The organism is Crossiella sp. S99.2, assembly GCF_023094165.1.
Taxonomy (GTDB): Bacteria; Actinomycetota; Actinomycetes; order Mycobacteriales; family Pseudonocardiaceae; genus Crossiella.
In genome coordinates this window covers 691,062-710,488 of sequence record NZ_JALMDK010000006.1, presented here as the reverse complement: position 1 = coordinate 710,488, position 19,427 = coordinate 691,062, and the positions used below count along the sequence as shown (strand labels likewise).

The following is a 19,427-nucleotide window of genomic DNA, read 5'->3' as shown; positions in this document are numbered from 1 at the left end:
GGCGGTGACCGTACGCGCACGCTGTGCCACAACCCAGGCAAACCGGGCACATTGGGCCGAACAGGTGCGTTCCGGCACTCCGGATGACCGGCTCGGGCTAACCTCGGCCGGGTGACGGTCCTGGCCGCCGATTTCACCCCGTTCGGTCCCTCGCACTGGGGTGCGCTCGCGGTGTTCGCGCTCGGCGCGGCGGCGCTGGTGGTGCTCGGCCGCGGCCTGCGCACCGAGTCCGCCCGGCTGCGCGGCAGCCGGATCCTGGCCGTGGTGCTGCTGATCTGCCACCTGCCGATGCAGCTCTACGTACTGCTGCCCGCGGAGTTCGGGATCGGCCACTCACTGCCGTTCCAGCTCTCCGACCTGGCCTGGATCGCCGCGGTGATCGCATTGTGGACGCACGCCCGCTGGGCGCTGGCGCTGACCTACTACTGGAATCTCACCCTCACCGTGCAGGCCCTGATCACCCCGGCGCTGCGTGGCCCGGACTTCCCCGACTTCGGCTTCCTGATGTTCTGGAGCCAGCACATCTTCGAGGTGTGGGCGGCGATTTTCCTGATCTGGGGCCTGCGGCTGCGGCCGGACTGGTGGAGTTTCCGGCTCACTCTGGCGGTCACCGCGGGCTGGGCCGTGGTGATGTCCGTCTTCAATCCACTGGCCGGAACCAACTACGGCTTCCTCAGCGAGAAGCCCCCGGCAGGCACATTGCTGGACCTGATGGGCGGCTGGCCGTGGTACCTGTTCCTGGGATACGCGCTGCTCAGCGGGGCTTGGGCACTGATGACCTGGCCCTGGGTCGTGATCACGGCAAGATCGCGCCAGCCGGCGAGCTGATCCTCAATCGGCATGTTTTACCAGGCCGCGCCGCGACATGATCGCGGGGTATGTGTGCTTGCTCCGGTCTGCGCACCAGGTATGCTGCGGCCAGGACAAATACTGAGACGAGCGGGGCCCGTCGGCTATCGGCCGACCGCCCTGCCCCGGGTACGAGGGGGTCGAGCCATGGGGCGCGGCCGAGCTAAGGCCAAGCAGGCGAAGGTCGCACGCGAGATCAAGTACAGCTCGCCGACCACCGACCTCGAGGCCCTTCAGCGAGAGCTGTCCGGACCATCGAGCGGCGGCCGTCAGGTCGACGATCGATTTGACAACAGCGACGATCGTTACCAAGACAGGTATTGAGACTGTCCACTCACCGGGCCCCGTGACGGTGCCCGGCGTACCTACTGATGCCCGAGTCCCGCCGGTGGCGCTTCCCGCGTCACCGGCGGGTTCTCGTGCCGACAAACGCGGCCAGGCTGGCGATGGACTCCAACGAGTCCAGGTTCATGTCCTCATCCGCCACATCCACCCCGAACCGCTGCTGGATCGCGCTGAGCAACTTCAGCCCGGCCAGCGAGGTCAGGCCGATCTCCGGGGCGAACAGGCCGGTGTCCGCGGGCAGCGCGTCGATCGCCGCGCGGTCCAGTTCGACGGCCTCGGCCAGCAGACCGCGGATCTCCGCCTCGACACTCATGCTTGGGTCTCCAGTTCCAGGTACTCGGGGTAGTCGGGCAGCCCGCCCTGATCCAGCCTGCGGCCCAGGATCGCCAGATCCGCCGGCTGCGGGCCGGTGACGCGCAGCCCGCACTGCCGGAACAGCACCCGCAGCTCCACATTCGCCCCGGTCGGCCGCACCGGCACGTGCAGTTCCCGCGCGCCCTCGGCCAGCGCCCGGTCCATCACCCAGCGCAGGAACGCGGGTGCGACGCCGCGTCCAGCGACCCGGCAGGACAACGCGAGCAACCGCACCCGCCAGACCGCCGCGTCCTGCTCGATCACCGCCGCGCCGATCAGCCCGTAGCCGCCGAACCGGTCGCTGAGTTCCGCCACCGGCAAGAACCACCCGTCCGGGTCAGTCAGCCGGGCCAGCACATCCTCGACCGGCGGCACCTCACCGGTGGTGTTCATCCGGTGCGTGCGCCGGGCCAGCTCCACCAGCCGCGGCACATCGGCCGCGGTGGCCGGGCGCAGCGTGAGCCGCATCCCGCACCAGCGCAGGAACTCCGCCCTGGACCCGGTGAAGGCGGTCTCGGCGTCCTTGCGCCGGGCGTCCTCCCGGTAGCGGCGGACCCGGCCGCGGGCCTCCGGGGTCAGCGCCGCCGGGTCCAGCTCGGGTGAGTCCAGCAGCCCGGCCGCCTGTTCCGGGGCCAGCACCAGCACCTCGGGCAGGGCCGCGGCCACCTCGGCCCGCTCGAACGGGTTGTCGTCCACGAAGGCCAGCGCGGCCAGCCCGATGCCCAGCTCGGCGCTGATCCGGCGCAGCGCCACGCTCTTGTCCTGCCAGTCCGCCTGCGGCGCCACGAACCGCTCGGCCAGCAGCTCGTCCGCGAGCAGCAGGCCGAGGATGGACGGGTCGGTGCGGCTGGCGATGCTGCTCATGACCCCGCGCGCGGCGAGTTCGTCGATCAGCGCCAGCACCGCGGGCCGGGGTGCGGGCAGGGTCTCGGTGGTCTGCTCGACGGCGATGCCGTCCCAGAGCGTGCCGTCGAGGTCCCACACCACGCACTTGACGCTCATCTACCGCTTCCGCCGGTCGAGCTTCATGGTCAGGTGCGCGGCCTCGAACCCGAACTGGCGGTAGAGCACCCGCATCGGCAGGTTGCCGGCGAACACCTTGCCCACCACCTCGGTGACGCCGTGCTCGTCCACGTGGTCCAGCCCGGCCTGCAGCAGCAGCTCGCCGACCTGGGTGCGTTCGGGGATCTCCGCGACCGCCAGCGAGCGGAAGTTGGCGTAACGCTGCCCGCTCATCGGGTTGGTGTTGACCGTGATCCACAGCCAGCCCGCCGCGGGCTCCGCACCCCGGCAGGCCACGAACATGCCCTCGGCCGACTTGGCCATCGACTTGGCCATCCGGCGTTCCTGCACGTCCAGATCGTCGATCGCGTCGTCCTGGAAGGAGATCCGGGCGATCTCCGCCTCGAACTCGGCCAGCCTGCGCAGGTCGGTCTCGACCGCGGGCCGCACCTGGAAATCGGTCACGAACTCTCTCCGATGAGCTGGAGCGGCCGGAACGGTCCCTTGCCGCACTTCGGGCAGCCCGCGGCCCGCAGGTCGGCTACCGAGTTCCACTCCGCGCCCACGCCGACCGGGAACTTCGCCCCGCAGTTGCCGCACTCGTACTCGCGCTGCCTGCTGCGCTTCTCCCTGGTGTACAGCGGACCCTCATAGGCCCCCGACACAGCCGAGGCGGTGCCCTCGGTGGTCAGCAGGTGCTGGAAGAAGCCGGTGCCGCCCAGGATGCCGCTGCCCTGGTACTCGTTGAAGTTGCGGATCAGGCTGTGCGTGACCAGGTTCAGCCCGAGGATCTCCTTCTGCACCGCCAGCATCTCATCCGGCCCCTTGGCGCCGAAGGAGAAGAAGATGCTCTGCGCGGGCCCCGGCCGCAGCCCCTCGACCGCCCTGGACAGGAACAGCCGCGCGCCCTCCGCGGTGTAGGGCGGGTCGGTCATGGCCGCGTCGAACTGCCCGGCCAGCCGCTGCGGCAGTGGTTCGCGCAGGTCGTGCTTTGCCAGGTCGACCCGGAAGTCCATGGTGGAGGCGGTGTCGGCGATGAAGTCGAGCACCTCGTCGGAGATGTCCGCGACCGCCAGCCGGGACACCAGCGACACGCCCAGCGCCTGCTCGACCACCGCGATCGCGATGGCGATCTGGTCGTCATCACCGACCAGCAGCACCGAGGACCCGGGCAGCACACCGGCCCTGATCAGCGCCAGCACCCGGCGCACCTTGGTCTCGGCGGTGCAGTGCGACTGGTCCAGCGCCAGATCCGCCCCGGGGCCTGCCGCGGCGATCCGCCGCAACTGCTCCACGGCCTCCTGCAACGCCCGCGGGATCGGGATCTCCAGCCCACCGCAGCGCGAGCAGTCGGCGTCCAGATCCAGCCCGAGCCCCAGGTGCGCGATCAGCGCCAGCCCGTCCTCGGTCAGCCGGGACGGCCGCTGCTCACCCAGCAACCCGTGCCGCCGCAGCTCATTGCCCACCGCGGCCACGATCGGCACCGGCAACCCGGTGTGCCTGCTCACATCCCTGGTGGAGGCGGGTCCGATCTGCCGGAACGCGCGGACCACGGCCCGCACCCCCGCAGGTCCTTCCTGAAGCCGGACCGCCTCGGCGATCTCGGCCAGCACCTCGTTGCCCTGCGTGCTCACAATGGGTCGCCACCCGCGCTGATCTGCATGATTGGCCGAGTATAACTAGGCCGTCAGCGTGGGTTGCGGCACAGCTCCAGCACTGAGTCCTCGCCCTTGGCGCACGGCAGGTAGCTGGCCGCGCGCAGCTTCTCCCGAGCCGAATCCGAGCCAAGGTGGCGGAGGAAGTGGCCGAGGATGGACGAGCTGGCCGGGGTGCCGTTGGTGTAGAGGTACTCCACCGTCCAGAACGGGTAGCTGCTGTCCTGTTTCGGGTCGATGTGCTCGTAGATCGGCTCTTTGCCGCCCAGCCGGACCCGGACCAGCTTCGGGTACTTGGCCCGGTCCGCGGCGGTCTGGGCCTCGGCGTAGCCGATCGCGCCGTCCACCGCGTTCACCCGGTCGAGCAGTTCGCTGGTGCGGGCGCGTTCGCAGCGGGTCCAGGGCACGCCGGGGTTGCGGTCGTTGGTCTCGCAGAACTGGGAGGTCAGGCTGGGGGACAGGCGGTCTTCCGGGAAGCCCAGCACGTACTTCTCGAAGGTGGTGCGGCTGCCGGAGGAGCCGGTGCGGCTGACGATCCGGATCGGCAGGCTGACCCCGGGCTTGACCTGGCCCCAGTTGGTGAACTCGCCGGAGTAGATCTTGCGCAGCTGGTCCAGGGTCAGGTCGGTGATGCCCTGTTTGGACACCTCCTCGTTGACCACCACGCTGAACACGATGGCGGCCAGCGGTTTCGGCTTCAGCTCGGGCGCCACGTCCCCGGCGTGCCCGTCGGAGATGGTGGCCAGCCGCTCGGTCGGTCCGGCCGCCTGGAGCTGTTGCAGGCCCTCCAGGCTGCTGTTGGGCTCCAGCTTGATCTCGGTGCCCGCGCAGCCTGCCAGGTGGCCCTTGGTGATCTCCTCGGCGATCGGCGCGAACGCGGTCGACCCGATCAGCCGGAGCTGCCCGTCGCCGCCGCAGTCGTCCGGGGCGCCCCTGGTGGAGACGATCAGCACCACCAGCACCATCGGCGCCAGGGCGCCGGCCACCCAGCGCAGCACCCGCTGCCGGGTGACCCGCCGCTGCGCCGCCTCGTCCTGGATCAGCCCGCCGTGCAACTGCCCCCTGCTCTGCCGCACGCCCTTCTCGGTGCCGGAGAGCAGCACCGCGAACTTGAACCGCTCCCGCCGGTTCAGGTGCACCTTGGGCAGGGTGACCTCGTTGCCCGCGTGCTCCAGCTCGGTGCTGAACCGCTCCTTGATGTCATCGGATGCCTCGGAGACCTTGACCGCCACCACCTCGCGCGCGCCGAAGGTGAAGCGCAGCCGGTTGACGTACTCCGGCTCGGCCACATCGGTGCTGCCGGAGTTGCGGATGGCCAGGATGACCATGCTCGGCGCATCGACCTTGCGGCCGCGGAAGAAGTGCTCCAGCTCGCCGAACTCCCCCGGCAGGCTCAGGTTGAGCCCCGAGTCGAACACCACCCGCCAGGCCAGCCGGTTCCGCTCGAACAGGTACCGGTCCACCACCAGCCAGACCACCACCACGGTCAACCCGGCGACCAGCACCCACAACCCGGTCTCGCTGGTGAGCGCACCGCCCAGCAGATCCAGCATCCCCAACACGGTGCCGAAGAATCCGGCCATGCCCGCCCCCTCGGCAGCTCGGAACACCAACGTTGGCAGGCGCGCGCGGGGTGCGGGACGGCGGTTACGGAAGCGGGATGGCTTCGCTACGTGGGTGACCGGGGGCTGAACGCCGGGAGAACTCAGCGCGCGATGGCCGCGGCGTCCCGGTCCGGCTGGATCAGCAGCCAGGCCGCCACCCCGCCGAGCACCGCGCAGCCGCCGAAGAGCTGGAACGCCTGGCTGAACCCGGCCACCGGGGACTCGGCCGCGCCGACCAGCACGCCGGTGAGCCAGGGGCCGAGCAGGCCGGCGAGGCTGTAGACGGCGACCAGGAAGCCGACAGTGCTGGCCTGCTGGCCGGGTGGGGCGATGTGCGAGACGGCGGCGGTGGTCAGCGGGAAGACGGCCACGCCGATGCCGTAGCCGAGGACCACCACGGTGAGCGCGAGATATCTGTTGTCCAGCAACGGGACCAGCGTCAGCAGTCCGCCGCCGACGAGCAGGCCGACGGCGCTGAAGATGCCGCGGGTGAGCCGGCTGGAGGCGCCGCGGCTGAGCAGGCGGTCGCTGAACGCGGAGATGCCGACCATGACGATGATCGAGGAGATGCTGGGCAGGCCGAACATCACGCCTGCCTGGACGCGGCTGAAGCCGAGCGCCTTCTCCAGGTAGGAGGGCAGCCAGGTGAGCAGCATGGAGACCAGGGCGTACATCGGGAAGGCGGCCAGCACGCAGCCGAGGAAGGTGCGGGAGAGGCCGATCCGGCGGAACGGCACGGTTTTCCGGCGTCCCTCCACCCGCAGCGGCCCGTCGCCGCCGAGGAAGAACCAGGCCACCGACCAGAGCACGCCGAGCAGGATCAGCGTGACGAACGCCGCCCGCCAGCCGTAGCCGACGATGATGAAGGTCAGCACCGGCGCCACCGCGATCTTGGCGATCGAGGACCCGGCGGTGATCCACGCCCCCGGCAGCGCCCGCTTCTCCTTGGGGAACCAGGTGAACGCGCTCGCCGCGGCCATCGCGGCGGCCGGTCCCTCGGCCGCGCCCAGGGCGATCCGGCTGATCAGCAGCGAGGTCCCGGTGGCCGAGAGCAGCACTGGCAGCTGGGTCAGCGACCAGGCGATGGCCAGCCCGATCAGCACCCACTGCGCCCGCACCCGGTCGGCCAGGAACCCGACCAGCACCCCGGTCACGCTGAACAGGAAGAAGAACGAGCTGCCGATGAAGCCCAGCTCGGCGGGGGAGATCCGCAACTCCGCCATCAACGGCTCGGCCGCCAGGCCCAGGATGGACTTGTCCGCCCAGTTGATCACGATGAAGATCACCAGCATCCCGGTGACCGTCCACGCCCGCACCGGATCCGGCGCGACCACCCCCGCCCGATCCGGCACCGTCATGAGGTTGATCACACCCGCTGGGCCCGGGGGCGACAAGCACCCGAACGGGCCGAGGGAGGCAACTTCCGGACAGGTCCTACGAACGGTTAGCGGCGAGCTGGCCAGGGGCAAGAGGTCTACCCGGGTGGGTGGCTGGGCGGGCCGCCTGACGGCTGTCAACGCCCTGGGCATGGCGCACAGTGACCGGTTGGGTACGGAGCACTATCTTCGGGGACTCTTGGCGACTCCTGAGGAGAGCGATGACCGCCGCCGTACCCCGGACGCTGCCCGTTGGCGCCGCGTTCGACCGCATGCCCTTCACCCGGCGGCACTGGTTGATCGGGCTGGCCCTGTTCACCGCGTTCGTGATCGACTCCTGGGAGCTGGTCGCGCTGGTCTACGTGCAGGCGGACCTGGCCTCCTCGCTGGGGATCGACGAGGCGACCGTGGGGCTGGTGTTGTCGGCCTTGTCGTTCGGGATGATCCCGGGGGCGCTGCTGTGGGGGCCGGTGGCGGATCGGATCGGGCGGCGGCCCGCCTGCTTCTGGTCGATGGTGGTTTACAGCGTGCTGGCCATCGGCTCGGCGTTCGCGCCGGACGCCACCGTGCTGATCGCGCTGCGGGTGGTGTCGGGGTTCGCGCTGGCCGGGGTGTACACGATCACGTTCCCGTACTTCCTGGAGCTGGTGCCGACGCGGGTTCGCGGGCGGGCTGCGGTGTACCTGTCCATGGGGTGGCCGATCGGGTTGCTGTGCGCGATCGGGGCCTCCAGCGTGATCCGGGACTGGAGCTGGCAGATCATGCTCGCCGGCGCGGCGGCCGGGGGCTGGGCGTTCGTGTTGCGGGCGGTGGTGCCGGAATCGCCCTACTGGCTGGTCGCGAAGGGTCGCCAGGAGGAAGCCCGGGTGGTGTTGCGTGGGCTGGCCAGTCCGGACGCGGAGGCCGAACTCGCCGGCAGTGGCGGGCGGATCGGCAATCCGCTGGAGCTGTTCCGGGGTGGGCTGGCCCGGATTGCGATCCCGGCGCTGCTGGTCAACTTCGTCTTCAGCTGGGGCTACTGGGGGCTGCAGAACTGGCTGCCGACCCTGCTGGCGCAGCAGGGACTGACCCTGGACGCCTCGCTGGCCTTCGCCGCGCTGAGCGCGCTGATGATGATCCCCGGCTACCTCAGCGCCTCGGTGCTGACCGCGCGGTTCGGCCGGAAGAAGATCTTCCTGCTGTACGTGCTGGCCGCCTGCGCGGGCGGGTTCCTGTTCGGCACGGCCGACTCGCTGACCCAGCTCTACCTCGGCAACTTCGCGCTGGCCTTCTTCAGCCTGGGCGCCTGGGGCGTGTGGAACACCTGGAACGGCGAGTTCTACCCGACCGCCAGCCGCGGCACCGGGGCCGCCTACTCGGTGGCCATGCAGCTCATCGCCAGCACCGCCGCCCCGGCCGCGATCGGGCTGCTACTGGGTCAGGCCAGCGGTTTCGCGGTGATCATGCTGGTCATCAACGCCTTCCTGGTGGCCACCGTGCTGCTCGCGCTGCCGCTGCCGGAGACCGAGGGACGCACCCTCACCTGAGCCGATTCTCTAGGGAATTCCTTGAACCAGGGGTGTCAATCGGACAGATTTCCCCCACGGAGCCCCAGATGTGTTTACAGTGACAACCGTAGGCCGGGCGGGATCGTCGTGGGCGGGCCTAACCCCCAGGGGTCTGGCCCACGGCCATCGACCACCGGCCTACGCTATTTCGGCCAACGGCCCGGTTGTGTGACGCAAGCCACACAACCGGGCCGTTTGCTGTCGGCGTCCCCTGGGTGAGGGGAGGTGGTGGCCGGGTGCGTGCCGCGGAGGAACAGCGCTACACCGACTACGTCAGCGCGCGGCTGCCCGCGTTGCGGCGGACCGCGTACCTGCTGTGCGGGGACGAGCACCGCGCGGACGACGTGGTGCAGGCGACCATCACCAAGCTGTTCGTGCACTGGCGCCGGGCCGCCGCCGCGGACGATATGGACCGCTACGTGCGGGCGATGCTGGTCCGCACCTTTCTCTCCGAGCAGCGGCTGGGCTGGGCGAAGCGGATCCGACTGGTAGGAGGGAGCGAGGAGCTGCCGCCGAGGGCCGCGCCCGCGGGGCCGGATGTGGAGACCAGGGCGGTGGTGCACGCGGCGCTGGCCAGGGTCGCGCCGCGGGCCAGGGCGGTGCTGGTGCTGCGGTTCCTGCTGGACCTGCCGGTGGCCGAGGTGGCCGAGCTGTTGGGCTGCTCGGCGGGCAACGTCAAGAGCCAGACCTCGCTTGGACTGACCGCGTTGCGCCGCCTGCTGGGCGAGTCCGCACTGATCCACCTGGGGAAGGAGTAGCCGTGCTGGAACCCGAGGAGCTGCTCGCCCCGTTGCGACAGGCCGGGCCGCGCACCCCGTCCACGGTCAGCGTGCCCGCGGCGATCCGGGCCGGGACCCGGCGGCGGCGGGTCCGGCAGCTGGCGGGCACGGCGGTGGTCGCGGTGGTCACCGTGCTGATCGCGCTGCTGGTGCCGGCCCTGCTCGGCGGGCTGTTCCGGGCCGAGCCCGCCCGGCCCGCGGTGGGTTTCGACCCGTTGCGGCAGGCTTTCCGGGTGGGTTCGGCCGGTGGGTTCACCCCGGTCAGCTACGAGACCGGGCGGGACCGGCAGCGGATCCGGCTGGTGCGGGCCGACGGCAGTCCGGGGCTGGCCACCATCACGCTGTCCGGCAGCGGTCCCGCGCCCGCCGGGGAGGCCGCGCCCGCGGTGCACGGGCGGCGCGCGGTGTGGTCGGGCGACGGGGTGGCCTGGGAGTGGACCGACGGGGCCTGGGGGCTCGTCGGCGGCGTCCCGGACCGGGAGCAGGCGCACCGGGTGGCGCAGAGCGTGGAGTCCGGCGCCGGCACCCCGGTGCGCCTGCCGTTCGAGCAGCCGCGGCCGGTCCCGCCGGACGAGGTGCTCGGCGTGATCAGCCCGTACGGGTCCACCGAGCGGGTCACCGACGCGGTGCTGCTGGTGCTCGGCCGTCCTGGTGCGACCGAGGCCGAGCGGGTCCTGGTCGGCACCCAGGGTGATCTGGGCCGGGACCCGGTGACCGGGCAGTCCCGGCAGGCGCCCCGGTGGGATACCGAGCTGGGCGGCAGGCAGGCCGCGGTGACCGGCACCGCGGTGCTGATCGCCGGGACCGGGGGCGGGCCCGCCGCGGTCGCGCTGTCCGGATCCGTTGGCGGGCAACGGCTGGCGGAGCTGGCCCAGGCGGTGCGCTGACCCGGCTCCGTCCACAGTGAACCGAACCGGCGGCAGGCCCGTTAACCGGGACAAACCCACTCTCGGGGGTGCCCCGTGCGAGAAACCGCCCACCGTCGCACACGACTCCTGCTCCTCGGCCTGCTCGGCGTGCTCACCGCCACCGGCGGCGCCGTGCTGTTCGACCGTCCCGCCGAACCCGGTCCACCGTTGATCGCCAGCCCGATCCTGGTCGTCCCGGTCCGGCTGACCCAGGACCCGGAACCACCGGTCTACGCCGTCCCGCCCGAACCACCGCCGCCGATGGTGGTCGAAACGGCCACCCGGGCGCCCAAACCGGTGGCCCGCCCGGCCAAACCCAAACCGGTCCGCCCCAGCCCGCCGCCCGCACCACCGCCGCCGCCACCCGCGCCGCCCGCGGCCGAACCACCGCCGCCCGTGTTCAACCTGTGCGACTACTTCCGGTACTGGCTGCCCAGGCTGTGCCGGGACCGGTGAGCCGGGGCTACGCAGATCTGCGTAGCCGGGTTCACCGCCTCAACGGACGACCGGGACCCCGCGTCCGCCGACCATGGTTGCTGACCAGGACCGGCGGGCGAGGGAGCAGGCGATGACCACCCAGGAAGCGATCAGGCCGAGGAACACGCCGGTGCGGCGTGGCGTGCAGCGGGAGAAGTTGTTGCCGCGGCGCACCCGCAAGGCCGTGCTGGTGGCGCACCTGGTCGGCGCCGGGGGCTGGATCGGCCTCGACGTGGTGCTCGCGGTGCTGGTGTTCACCGCCGCGGGCACCTCGGACGTGGCCCTGGCCGCGCTGTGTTACCAGGCGCTGGAACTGCTGGTCTGGCCGATGCTCAGCCTCGCGGTGCTGTGCCTGGTCAGCGGCGTGATTCTGGGGCTGGGCACCAAATACGGGCTGGTCCGGTACTGGTGGGTGGCGGTGAAACTGGTGCTCAACATCGCGCTGCTGGTGCTGGTGACCTTCGCGCTGCGGTCCGGGGTGATCGAGGTCGCCGAGTACGGCCGCCAGCTGGCCGCGGGCCAGGTCGGACTGCGCGGTCCGGGAGATCTGATCTACCCGCCGATCGTGTCCACCACCGCGCTGCTGTTCGCCACGGTGATCTCGGTGTACAAGCCGTGGGGCAGGCTGCGGAAGAAGTGAGCGGGGAGGGGAGGGCCGCGTTGGCAGACGCGGCCCTCCGTGGTTTCACCGGCCCTGCAAGGACTTCACGTTGTTGCCGAAGGTCCAGTTCTTCGAGCCGTCCCAGTTGATCGACCAGGTCATCAGGCCCTTCAACCGGTTGTTGTAGGTGCGCCAGGCCTGGCCGACCAGCCCGGTGGACATGTACCCGCCGCCCGCGCCCGGCTGGGCGGGCAGACCGGGCACCTGCTTGTCATAGGGCACCCGGATGGTGGTGCCCTGGATGACCAATCCCTTGTCCAGGCAGTCGGTCTGCTTGGTGAAGCCCTGTACCGTGCCAGCCTGGTAGGAATCGCCCGCACAGCCGTACATGCTGCCGTTGTAGTACTGCATGTTCAGCCACCACAGCCTGCCGTTGTCCGCGTACTTCTTCACGATCGGCAGGTAGGCGCCCCAGATCGAGCCGTAGACCACGCTGCCGCCGGTGACGTAGGCGGTCTCCGGGGCCATGGTGAGGCCGAAGTTCGACGGCATCGCGGCCAGCACGCCGTCGATGATCCGGATCAGGTTGGCCTGCGAGGGGGAGAGCTGGTTGATGTTGCCGCTGCCCACCAGACCGGTCTCGATGTCGATGTCGATGCCGTCGAAGTTGTACTTCTTCAGGATCGGCACCACGGTGGCCACGAACTTGTCGGCCACCGCGCTGGAACTGAGGTCGATGCCCGCGGTCGCGCCGCCGATGGACATCAGGATGGTCAGCCCGGCCGCCTTGGCCGCGCACATCTCCGCCGGGGTGGCGACCTTGACGGTCGCGTCCATCCCGTCCTCCCACAGCACGGTGCCGTCCGAGCGGATCACCGGGAAGGCCGCGTTGATCACGTTGTAGCCGTGCTCCCGGATCCGCGGATCGGTGATCGGCGTCCAGCCGAACGGCGGGTGCACGCCGTTGACCGCGCCGTCCCAGTTCTCCCAGTACCCGTGCAGGACCTTGCCCGCCGGCTTGGACTTCACCGCGCAGGTCTCCGCCTGCCCGCTCACCGGCGCCGCGCTCACCGGCGCGGCGAGCACCGAAGCGGCGCACAGCACCGCGGTCGCCAGTCCCAGCAGTCGTGACATGCCACCCATAACCAACCCCTCATCCCGCGGCTGGCCCCGGCGGCAAGGACACTCCGCGCACGATCTACCCATCGCGCCTGGTGCGCCCCTCCATTCGACCAAACCCCGGTGGACTAGACCACCTACTTCCGGGGGCGAACCTGGCGCTCGCGCGGGCGCCCCGATCCCCGGGTGGTTCGGCCCGGTTGCCCGAGGCGGGCAACCGGGTTGCCCGGGTTGCCGGTTCGTGTGACGTCTCGGGCAACCGGAATACGTTGCGGTGCATGGAAATCAGGACGGCGGAACCGGTCGGCGGCACCCGCCGGTGGTGGACCTTGCCGGTGGTGAGCGCGGCCCAGCTGCTGGTGGTGCTGGACGGGACGATCGTGAACATCGCGCTGCCCTCGGCCCAGCGCGCGCTCGGCATGTCCGACGGCGGCAGGCACTGGGCGATCACCGCCTACGCGCTGGCCTTCGGCGGGTTGTTGCTGATCGGCGGCCGGATCAGCGGTGTGCTCGGCCACCGGCGGGCCTTCGCCCTCGGGCTGACCGGGTTCGCGGCGGCCTCGGCACTGGGCGGGCTGGCCGAGGTGCCCGAGACCCTGTTCGCGGCGCGGGCACTGCAAGGGGTGTGCGCGGCGCTGCTGGCGCCGGCGGGACTGGCGTTGCTGGCCGAGACCTTCACCGAGGGCCGGGAACGTGGGCGGGCCTTGGGCGTGTTCGCGGCGGTGGGCGCGGCCGGGTCGGCGGTCGGGCTGATCGCGGGCGGGCTGCTGACCGAGTACGCGAGCTGGCGCTGGTGCCTCTACATCAACATCCCGATCGCGCTGCTGGCCTTGCTGGGCACGGTGTTCGTGCCGCGGAGCCTGCCGGTGCGCGGCGAGCGGCTGGGCCTGGCCGGCGCGCTGCTGAGCACCGGTGGGTTCGCCGGGGTGGTCTACGGCTGTGCGGAGGCGGAGGCCAGGGGCTGGGGATCGCCGGTGGTGCTGGGGTTGCTGGCCGGTGGGGTGGTGCTGCTGGTGGCGTTCGTGGTGGGACAGCGGCGATTGCTCTGGCACCGGGCGCGGGGTGGCGCGTTCCTGGCGATCACCCTGATGTTCCTGGGCATGTTCGGGTTCTTCCTGTTCATGACCTACTACACGCAGACCGTGCTGGGGTACTCGCCGGTGCGGGCCGGGCTGACGCTGATCGTCAACGCGCTGGCCGCGCTGGCCGGGTCCACCTTCATCGCCGGGCGGCTGCACGGGCGGGTCCGGCCCGCGCTGCTGATCCAGGGCGGCTTGCTGGCCGCGGCGGCCGGGATGTTCGTGCTGACCCGGCTCACCCCGGACAGCACCGACATCCTGCCGCTGTACCTGGTGCCCGCCATGGTGCTCACCGGTCTCGGCCTGGGCTGCGTGCTGCCGCCGACCGCGATGCTGGCCACCGCGGGCGCGGCGCCGGCCGACCTCGGCGCCGCCTCGGCCACCTACCACGCCGGTCAGCAACTCGGCGCGGCCCTGGGCACCGCACTGCTCAACACCCTCGGCATCAGCGCGGGCGCGCTCACCGCCTCCCTCGGCGTGCTGCTGCTCGCCGCGCTGCTGCACGCACTCATCAACCTGGAAGGACAACGCGCATGAACCACATCCCGGTCATCGACCTCTCCTCGCGGCACACCGCAGCCGGAAAAGCCTTGCTGGCCAAGGAGATCGGTGCGGCCTGCACGACCTCGGGCTTCTACGTCATCGTCGGCCACGGCGTGCCGAAAGAGCTGATCGACCGCATGATCGCGGTGACCAACGCCTTCTTCCGCTTGCCGGACAACGAAAAAGACCTGCCCGCCTTCCGTTCCTCCGGTGGCACCACCGCGCGCAGCATGGACCTGGAGAGCCCGCCGGACCTGTGCGAGTCCTTCACCGCACACGTCACCGGCGAGCTGCCCGAGCCGGAACGGGAAATCCTCGGCGACTACTGGGCGACCTGGAAGTCAGCCAACACCTGGCCACGGAATCCCAGTGACTTCAAGGAAATCTGGCTGGCGTACCTGGCCGCGCTGTCCGGGCTGGCCGCCGAACTGCTGCGATTGTCCGCACTGGCGCTGGGATTCGACGAGCGGCACTTCGACGACCGGTTCGACCGGCACGTCTCCGCGCTGGTGGCCAACTACTACTACCCGCAGCTCACCCCGCCGCTGCCCGGTCAGCTCCGGCGCGGCGCGCACACCGACTTCGGCTGCCTGACCGTGCTGTACCAGGAGGACGACCTCGGCGGCCTGCAGGTGTGGCAGGACGAGCGGTGGGTGGACGTGCGGGCGATCCCGGGCAGCTTCGTGGTCAACATCGGCGACCTGATGGCGCTGTGGACCGGCGGGGCCTGGCGGTCCACCCTGCACCGGGTGGTGAACCCGTTGCAGGGCAACACATCCTCCCGGCTGTCCATCCCGTTCTTCTACCAGCCCAACCACGACGCGCCCGGCGAGACCGTCAGCGCCGGACAGTGGATCACCCGGAAGATGGACAAGCTGTTCCAAGGTGTTACTCCGCTGGCTGCGAGTACGGGGACTTCCGGGCACATTCCGGCAACCTTCGACTCGAATCCGGCCTGATCCGGTGATCCGGCCCGGCTGAGTCAGCACTATTCGGGGCACACCCACCCCTCCTCTGGCGGATCCGCTTGTGCGGCGGACGCCTGCTTTCAGCGTCCACAATGGACGGTGCGGCGGAGGCGGATGACCCGAGAGGCTGATGATGTCCGGCTGGTTGAGACGACTGTTCCCGCTGGTGCTGGCGCTGGTCGCGGTGGCGGCAGGGCTGCCGGCCACCGCGGCCGAACCGCTGATGGCGCGCACCGAGGCCGGGCTGGTGCGCGGACTGGCCGACGGCGGAGTCCGGCAGTACCAGGGGATTCCGTTCGCCGAGCCGCCCGTCGGCGAGCTGCGCTGGGCCGCACCCCGTCCCGTCCGCAACTGGCACGGGGTGCGGCCCGCCGTCGCACCCGGTCCCCGGTGCGCGCAGACCGCCAGCGGGGAGGGGCCGGCCACCGCGGCGGAGGACTGCCTCTACCTCAACGTCACCGCCCCGGCCGGGCAGATCGGCCGCAAGCCGGTGCTGGTGTGGGTGCACGGCGGCGGGTTCATCTGGGGCGCGGGCTCCTCCTACCACGCGCAGCGGCTGGCCGCGCAGGGCGATGTGGTGGTGGTGACGGTCAACTACCGGCTGGGCGCCTTCGGCTTCCTGGCCCACCCCGAACTCGGCCCGGCCGGTGGCGCGTTCGGCCTGCAGGACCAGGTGGCGGCCCTGCAGTGGGTGCGGCGCAACATCGGCGGCTTCGGTGGCGACCCCGGCAACGTGACCCTGCTCGGCGAGTCCGCGGGCGCGTTCAGCATCTGCGCGCTGCTCACCGTGCCCGCCACCAAACCGCTGATCGACCGGGCCATCGTGCAGAGCGGCTCCTGCTCGGTGCACCTGCCGCGCAACGGCACCTTCCCCGGCTCCGGCGAGTACCGGCTGCTGGTGCCGCGGGCCCAGCTGGAAGCACTGGGCCTGGACGCGGCGAGCACGCTGAACTGCGCTGACCTGGCCTGCCTGCGCCGGGTGGACGCGCAGCGGTGGCTGGACACCGGGCTGATCAACCACTTCTCCCAGGCCGGTTTCCACACCGACCTGCTGCCCGAGGACCCGGCCGCGGTCCTGCACTCCGGCCGCGCCCACCAGGTGCCGATGATCATGGGTTTCACCAGGGACGAGCTGCGGCTGCACACCGGCAGCGCACTGGTCGGCGGGGCCAGCTACGACTACGCGCACCTGATGCGGGACAGCTTCGGGCCACGCGCCCAGGAGATCGGCGCGGCCTACCCGCTCACCGGCGCGGACAAGTACACCTCGGCACTGGCCTGGTCCGCGGTGAGCACCGACGCCGGCTGGGCCTGCCCGACCCTGGCCGACGCGCAGGCGTTCAACCGCGGCCAGCCGGTCTACACCTACGTTTTCGCCGACCGGGACGCGCCCAACCTCGGCTACCAGGCGCCGGCGGACTTTCCGCTCGGCGCGTACCACGGCTCCGAACTCCAGTACCTGTTCTGGGATGCCCCTGAGGAGCCGGGCAGGCTGGGGCTGGCCACCGACCTGATCCGGCACTGGGCGCAGTTCGCCCGGCACGGTGATCCCAACCTGGCGGGCAAGCCGAGCTGGCCGCGCTTCGACGGCGTCAACGCGCAGTCCTTCAGTCCTCGCGACACCGGTTCGGTCAACGCGGGCGCCCAGCACCACTGCCGCCTCTGGACCGCGCGCTGACCACGTCCGTGCCCGGGAACGGTCACCGGGCACGGACGGGGGCTTATGGCTCCCAGCGGCGCAGCACCAGCACGGCGTTGTGCCCGCCGAAGCCGAAGGAGTTGTTCATCGCGATCCGGATGTCGTGCCGCTGCGCGGTGTGCGCGACGAAGTTCATCTCCGCGTCCAGCGGCCGGTCGCAGTTGATCGTGGGCGGGACGATGCCGTCCCGGATGGCCAGCCCGCACACGATCAACTCGACCGCGCCGCCCGCGCCGATCATGTGCCCGGTCATCGATTTGGTGGAGCTGACCGGGATCCGGGTGGCCCGCGCGCCCAGCACCTCGCGGATCGAGCGCACCTCCCTGGCATCGCCCAGCGGGGTGCTGGTGCCGTGCGCGTTGATGTAGTCGATCTCCGCGGCCGCCACGCCCGCGTCCCGCATCGCCGCCCGCATGGCCGCCTTCGCCCCGGTGCCCTCCGGGTGCGGGGCGGTCCAGTGGAAGGAGTCCGAACTGGCGCCGAATCCGGCCACCTCGGCCAGGATCGGCGCGCCGCGCTCGATCGCGTGGTCGGCCGCCTCCAGCACCACCACGCCCGCGCCGGAACCCATCACGAACCCGTCCCGGTCCTCATCGAAGGGCCGGGAGGCCAGCTCCGGCTCGCCGTTGCGGGTGGAGAGCGCACGGGCATTGCAACAGCCGGCCAGGTCCGCCCGGCTGATGCAGTTGTCCGCGCCCCCGGCGATGGCCACGTCCACCGCGCCGTACTGGATCAGCCTGGCCGCCTCGCCGATGGAGTCGGTGCCGGTGGCGCAGGCGGTGCTCATCGACCGGCACGGACCGGTGGCGCCGAACATCAGGCTGATCTCCACCGCCGCGCTGTCCATCGCCCCGGTCACCTGGGAGAGCGGGCTGATCCCGCGCGGACCCTTGTCCCGCAACAGGTCCTGCAGCTTGTTGTTGTAGTTCACCGGACCGTAGCCGCTGCCCACCAGCACGCCCGTGCGCGGTGCCAGCTCCGGACCGATGATCAGTTTCGCGGACTCGATCGCCTCCGCGGCCGCGGCCAGCGCGTACTGCGCGAAGCTGTCGGTGCGCCTGCTGATCTTGCGCGGCAGGTGCGCGTCCGGGTCCCAGTCGTGGATCTCACCGCCGATGTGACTGCCCAGGTCACCCGACTCGAAGGCGGAGAGGTGGCGGATTCCACTGCGCCCCAGCAACATCGCCGCCCAGGTGTCGGCAACGCCAATCCCGAGTGGAGTGACCGCGCCCCAGCCGGTGACCACCACCCGGCGACGTAATCGGCGGAATTCGTCCCGTACCGCCTCGCTACTCGCGCTCATCGCGATCCCCCTGGCTCAGGCACTCGCCGACGCGGGCAGCACCCGGCCGTGCGGGCCGGCGAAACCCTTGACCCGGTAGTCCTCGACGGCCTTCGGCGTGACCACCGCGGTCGGCACCGTGTTGCCGGTGAGCCGGGAGAACATGTTGCGCGGCCCGATGATGTAGGCCTGCTCGGCCCGGCTGCGCCGGATCCCCTCGACCACGGTGGCCCAGCGCACCGGGGTGACCCAGCCGTCCAGCAGGTCGGCCATGATCGCCTGCGGATCGGTGATCAGCTCACCGGTGACGTCGGAGAGCATCGGCACCCTGGCCGGCTGCCAGTCCAGCTTGCTGTAGACCTCGGTCTCCAGCCGCTCCCGCAGCCCGGCCACCATGGTGCAGTGCTCGGCCCGGTTCATCAGGTAGAACGGGAACCCGCCCTCCTCGCGGACGAGTTCGCGGAAGTACTCCAGATCGGCCATCACACCGGAGACCGCGTGCACGGAGTTGTCGAGGTAGACCGAGGCTTCCACGTTGCGGCCCTCGGCCCGGCAGCGGGCCACCAGCCGGTCGACGGCCGGGCCGTCCAGGCGGTAGAAGAAGAAGCAGCCCAACGGTTCGGCCAGGCCGGCGAAGTAGTCCAGTTCCACCTTGGCGCTCTCCCGCACCAGGGTCAGACCGTCCGCATAGGACAGCACCCCGGCGTAGACCGAGCCGATGATGGCGCCGAAACTCTGTCCGCCGAAGACCACCGGGGACAGGTCCAGGTGATCGTCGGCCCAGTCGGCCAGCGCCAGTGTCAGCGCCATGTACCCGGCCTCGTAGACCTCCCAGTCGTAGATCTCGGCGTGTTCGTATGCCTTGATCAGCGAGTAGCCGAGCACTTCGTCCGCGGCTCGTAACCGCGCCTGCGCGTACTCGTTCTCCTGCAGGAAACTCGCGATGGCAGGGAACGTGGTCGGAACAAGTCCGGGAAAGTAGATGGCATCGGCCATGGCCGCCTCCAGGGATGGTCATCACAGTTCCAGACCTGGTGGTGCGGCACTAAGAAGCATCGATGAGGAGCCTCGCGCGAGGCATCAACCCCAGAACTCATCGAGCGCGCCGGAGCAACCACAGGCCAGCGGAACAATGGTAACCGAGCATCGGCGCGGAACAACCCGATCGTATGAAACTACATAGGCAATCGTGATACGCCCGAAACGTGCGACGGCCGGGAAAACTCCCTGGGGGGAGAGT

19 protein-coding genes are annotated in these 19,427 nt (G+C 70.7%); 10 read left to right on the top strand and 9 right to left on the bottom strand.

Features of this window, described 5'->3' with window-relative positions:
* Positions 1–111 precede the first annotated feature (111 nt).
* Together MZC64_RS26425 and MZC64_RS26420 are read left to right on the top strand one after the other, a co-directional pair.
* A complete protein-coding gene (locus tag MZC64_RS26425; protein WP_247758934.1) occupies positions 112–828 on the top strand; it encodes a TIGR02206 family membrane protein in 717 nt (238 codons plus the stop codon).
* Between the two features lie 168 nt (positions 829–996).
* Entirely contained in the window at positions 997–1,173 is a 177-nt protein-coding gene (locus MZC64_RS26420) for a DUF3073 domain-containing protein (RefSeq protein ID WP_185001948.1), read from the top strand.
* A gap of 79 nt (positions 1,174–1,252) precedes the next feature.
* Here MZC64_RS26420 and MZC64_RS26415 read toward each other — a convergent pair whose 3' ends face one another.
* The 6 genes from MZC64_RS26415 to MZC64_RS26390 all read right to left on the bottom strand — a co-directional run bounded on the left by MZC64_RS26415 (position 1,253) and on the right by MZC64_RS26390 (position 7,167).
* Entirely contained in the window at positions 1,253–1,507 is a 255-nt protein-coding gene (locus MZC64_RS26415) for an acyl carrier protein (protein ID WP_185001949.1), read from the bottom strand.
* Complete coding sequence (locus MZC64_RS26410) at positions 1,504–2,550, bottom strand: HAD family hydrolase (protein ID WP_247758935.1); 1,047 nt, start codon at positions 2,548–2,550, stop codon at positions 1,504–1,506. Before MZC64_RS26410 ends, MZC64_RS26415 begins: the two co-directional genes overlap by 4 nt.
* A complete protein-coding gene (locus MZC64_RS26405) occupies positions 2,551–3,015 on the bottom strand; it encodes a GNAT family N-acetyltransferase (protein ID WP_247758936.1) in 465 nt (154 codons plus the stop codon). It lies immediately after the preceding gene.
* Entirely contained in the window at positions 3,012–4,184 is a 1,173-nt protein-coding gene (locus MZC64_RS26400) for a bis-aminopropyl spermidine synthase family protein (RefSeq protein ID WP_247758937.1), read from the bottom strand. Before MZC64_RS26400 ends, MZC64_RS26405 begins: the two co-directional genes overlap by 4 nt.
* Positions 4,185–4,237: 53 nt before the next feature.
* Complete coding sequence (locus MZC64_RS26395; protein ID WP_247758938.1) at positions 4,238–5,788, bottom strand: substrate-binding domain-containing protein; 1,551 nt, start codon at positions 5,786–5,788, stop codon at positions 4,238–4,240.
* Between the two features lie 122 nt (positions 5,789–5,910).
* Positions 5,911–7,167: an MFS transporter gene (locus MZC64_RS26390; protein WP_247758939.1), complete on the bottom strand. Its 1,257-nt coding sequence runs from the start codon at positions 7,165–7,167 to the stop codon at positions 5,911–5,913.
* Between the two features lie 239 nt (positions 7,168–7,406).
* Here MZC64_RS26390 and MZC64_RS26385 point away from each other — a divergent pair, with 239 nt between their 5' ends.
* From MZC64_RS26385 to MZC64_RS26365, 5 genes are all read left to right on the top strand, one after another.
* The gene (locus tag MZC64_RS26385; RefSeq protein WP_247758940.1) at positions 7,407–8,711 is read left to right on the top strand and encodes an MFS transporter; all 1,305 of its coding nucleotides are present in this window, start codon (positions 7,407–7,409) and stop codon (positions 8,709–8,711) included.
* Between the two features lie 257 nt (positions 8,712–8,968).
* Positions 8,969–9,490, top strand: coding sequence for a SigE family RNA polymerase sigma factor (locus tag MZC64_RS26380; RefSeq protein ID WP_247758941.1), 522 nt, complete (start codon positions 8,969–8,971; stop codon positions 9,488–9,490).
* Positions 9,491–9,492: 2 nt separating this feature from the next.
* Positions 9,493–10,398, top strand: a complete 906-nt coding sequence (locus MZC64_RS26375) for a hypothetical protein (protein ID WP_247758942.1) — start codon at positions 9,493–9,495, stop codon at positions 10,396–10,398.
* Positions 10,399–10,473: 75 nt separating this feature from the next.
* The gene (locus MZC64_RS26370; protein WP_247758943.1) at positions 10,474–10,875 is read left to right on the top strand and encodes a hypothetical protein; all 402 of its coding nucleotides are present in this window, start codon (positions 10,474–10,476) and stop codon (positions 10,873–10,875) included.
* 112 nt (positions 10,876–10,987) lie between these two features.
* Entirely contained in the window at positions 10,988–11,536 is a 549-nt protein-coding gene (locus MZC64_RS26365; RefSeq protein ID WP_247758944.1) for a hypothetical protein, read from the top strand.
* A 45-nt stretch (positions 11,537–11,581) separates the two neighbouring features.
* On the opposite strand, the gene MZC64_RS26360 is transcribed toward MZC64_RS26365, so the two are convergent.
* Complete coding sequence (locus MZC64_RS26360) at positions 11,582–12,631, bottom strand: chitinase (RefSeq protein ID WP_374205794.1); 1,050 nt, start codon at positions 12,629–12,631, stop codon at positions 11,582–11,584.
* 263 nt (positions 12,632–12,894) lie between these two features.
* Between MZC64_RS26360 and MZC64_RS26355 the strand changes: the two genes are divergently transcribed.
* The 3 genes from MZC64_RS26355 to MZC64_RS26345 all read left to right on the top strand — a co-directional run bounded on the left by MZC64_RS26355 (position 12,895) and on the right by MZC64_RS26345 (position 16,884).
* Positions 12,895–14,232, top strand: coding sequence for an MFS transporter (locus MZC64_RS26355; protein ID WP_247758946.1), 1,338 nt, complete (start codon positions 12,895–12,897; stop codon positions 14,230–14,232).
* Positions 14,229–15,197: an isopenicillin N synthase family oxygenase gene (locus tag MZC64_RS26350; protein WP_247758947.1), complete on the top strand. Its 969-nt coding sequence runs from the start codon at positions 14,229–14,231 to the stop codon at positions 15,195–15,197. Before MZC64_RS26355 ends, MZC64_RS26350 begins: the two co-directional genes overlap by 4 nt.
* A gap of 154 nt (positions 15,198–15,351) precedes the next feature.
* Entirely contained in the window at positions 15,352–16,884 is a 1,533-nt protein-coding gene (locus tag MZC64_RS26345; protein WP_247758948.1) for a carboxylesterase/lipase family protein, read from the top strand.
* A 43-nt stretch (positions 16,885–16,927) separates the two neighbouring features.
* Here the strand turns inward: MZC64_RS26345 and fabF are convergent, their stop codons facing one another.
* On the bottom strand, positions 16,928–18,208 hold the full coding sequence (gene fabF, locus MZC64_RS26340; protein WP_247758949.1) for a beta-ketoacyl-ACP synthase II: 1,281 nt from the start codon (positions 18,206–18,208) through the stop codon (positions 16,928–16,930).
* A 15-nt stretch (positions 18,209–18,223) separates the two neighbouring features.
* A complete protein-coding gene (locus tag MZC64_RS26335) occupies positions 18,224–19,183 on the bottom strand; it encodes a hypothetical protein (protein WP_247758950.1) in 960 nt (319 codons plus the stop codon).
* Positions 19,184–19,427 lie beyond the last annotated feature (244 nt).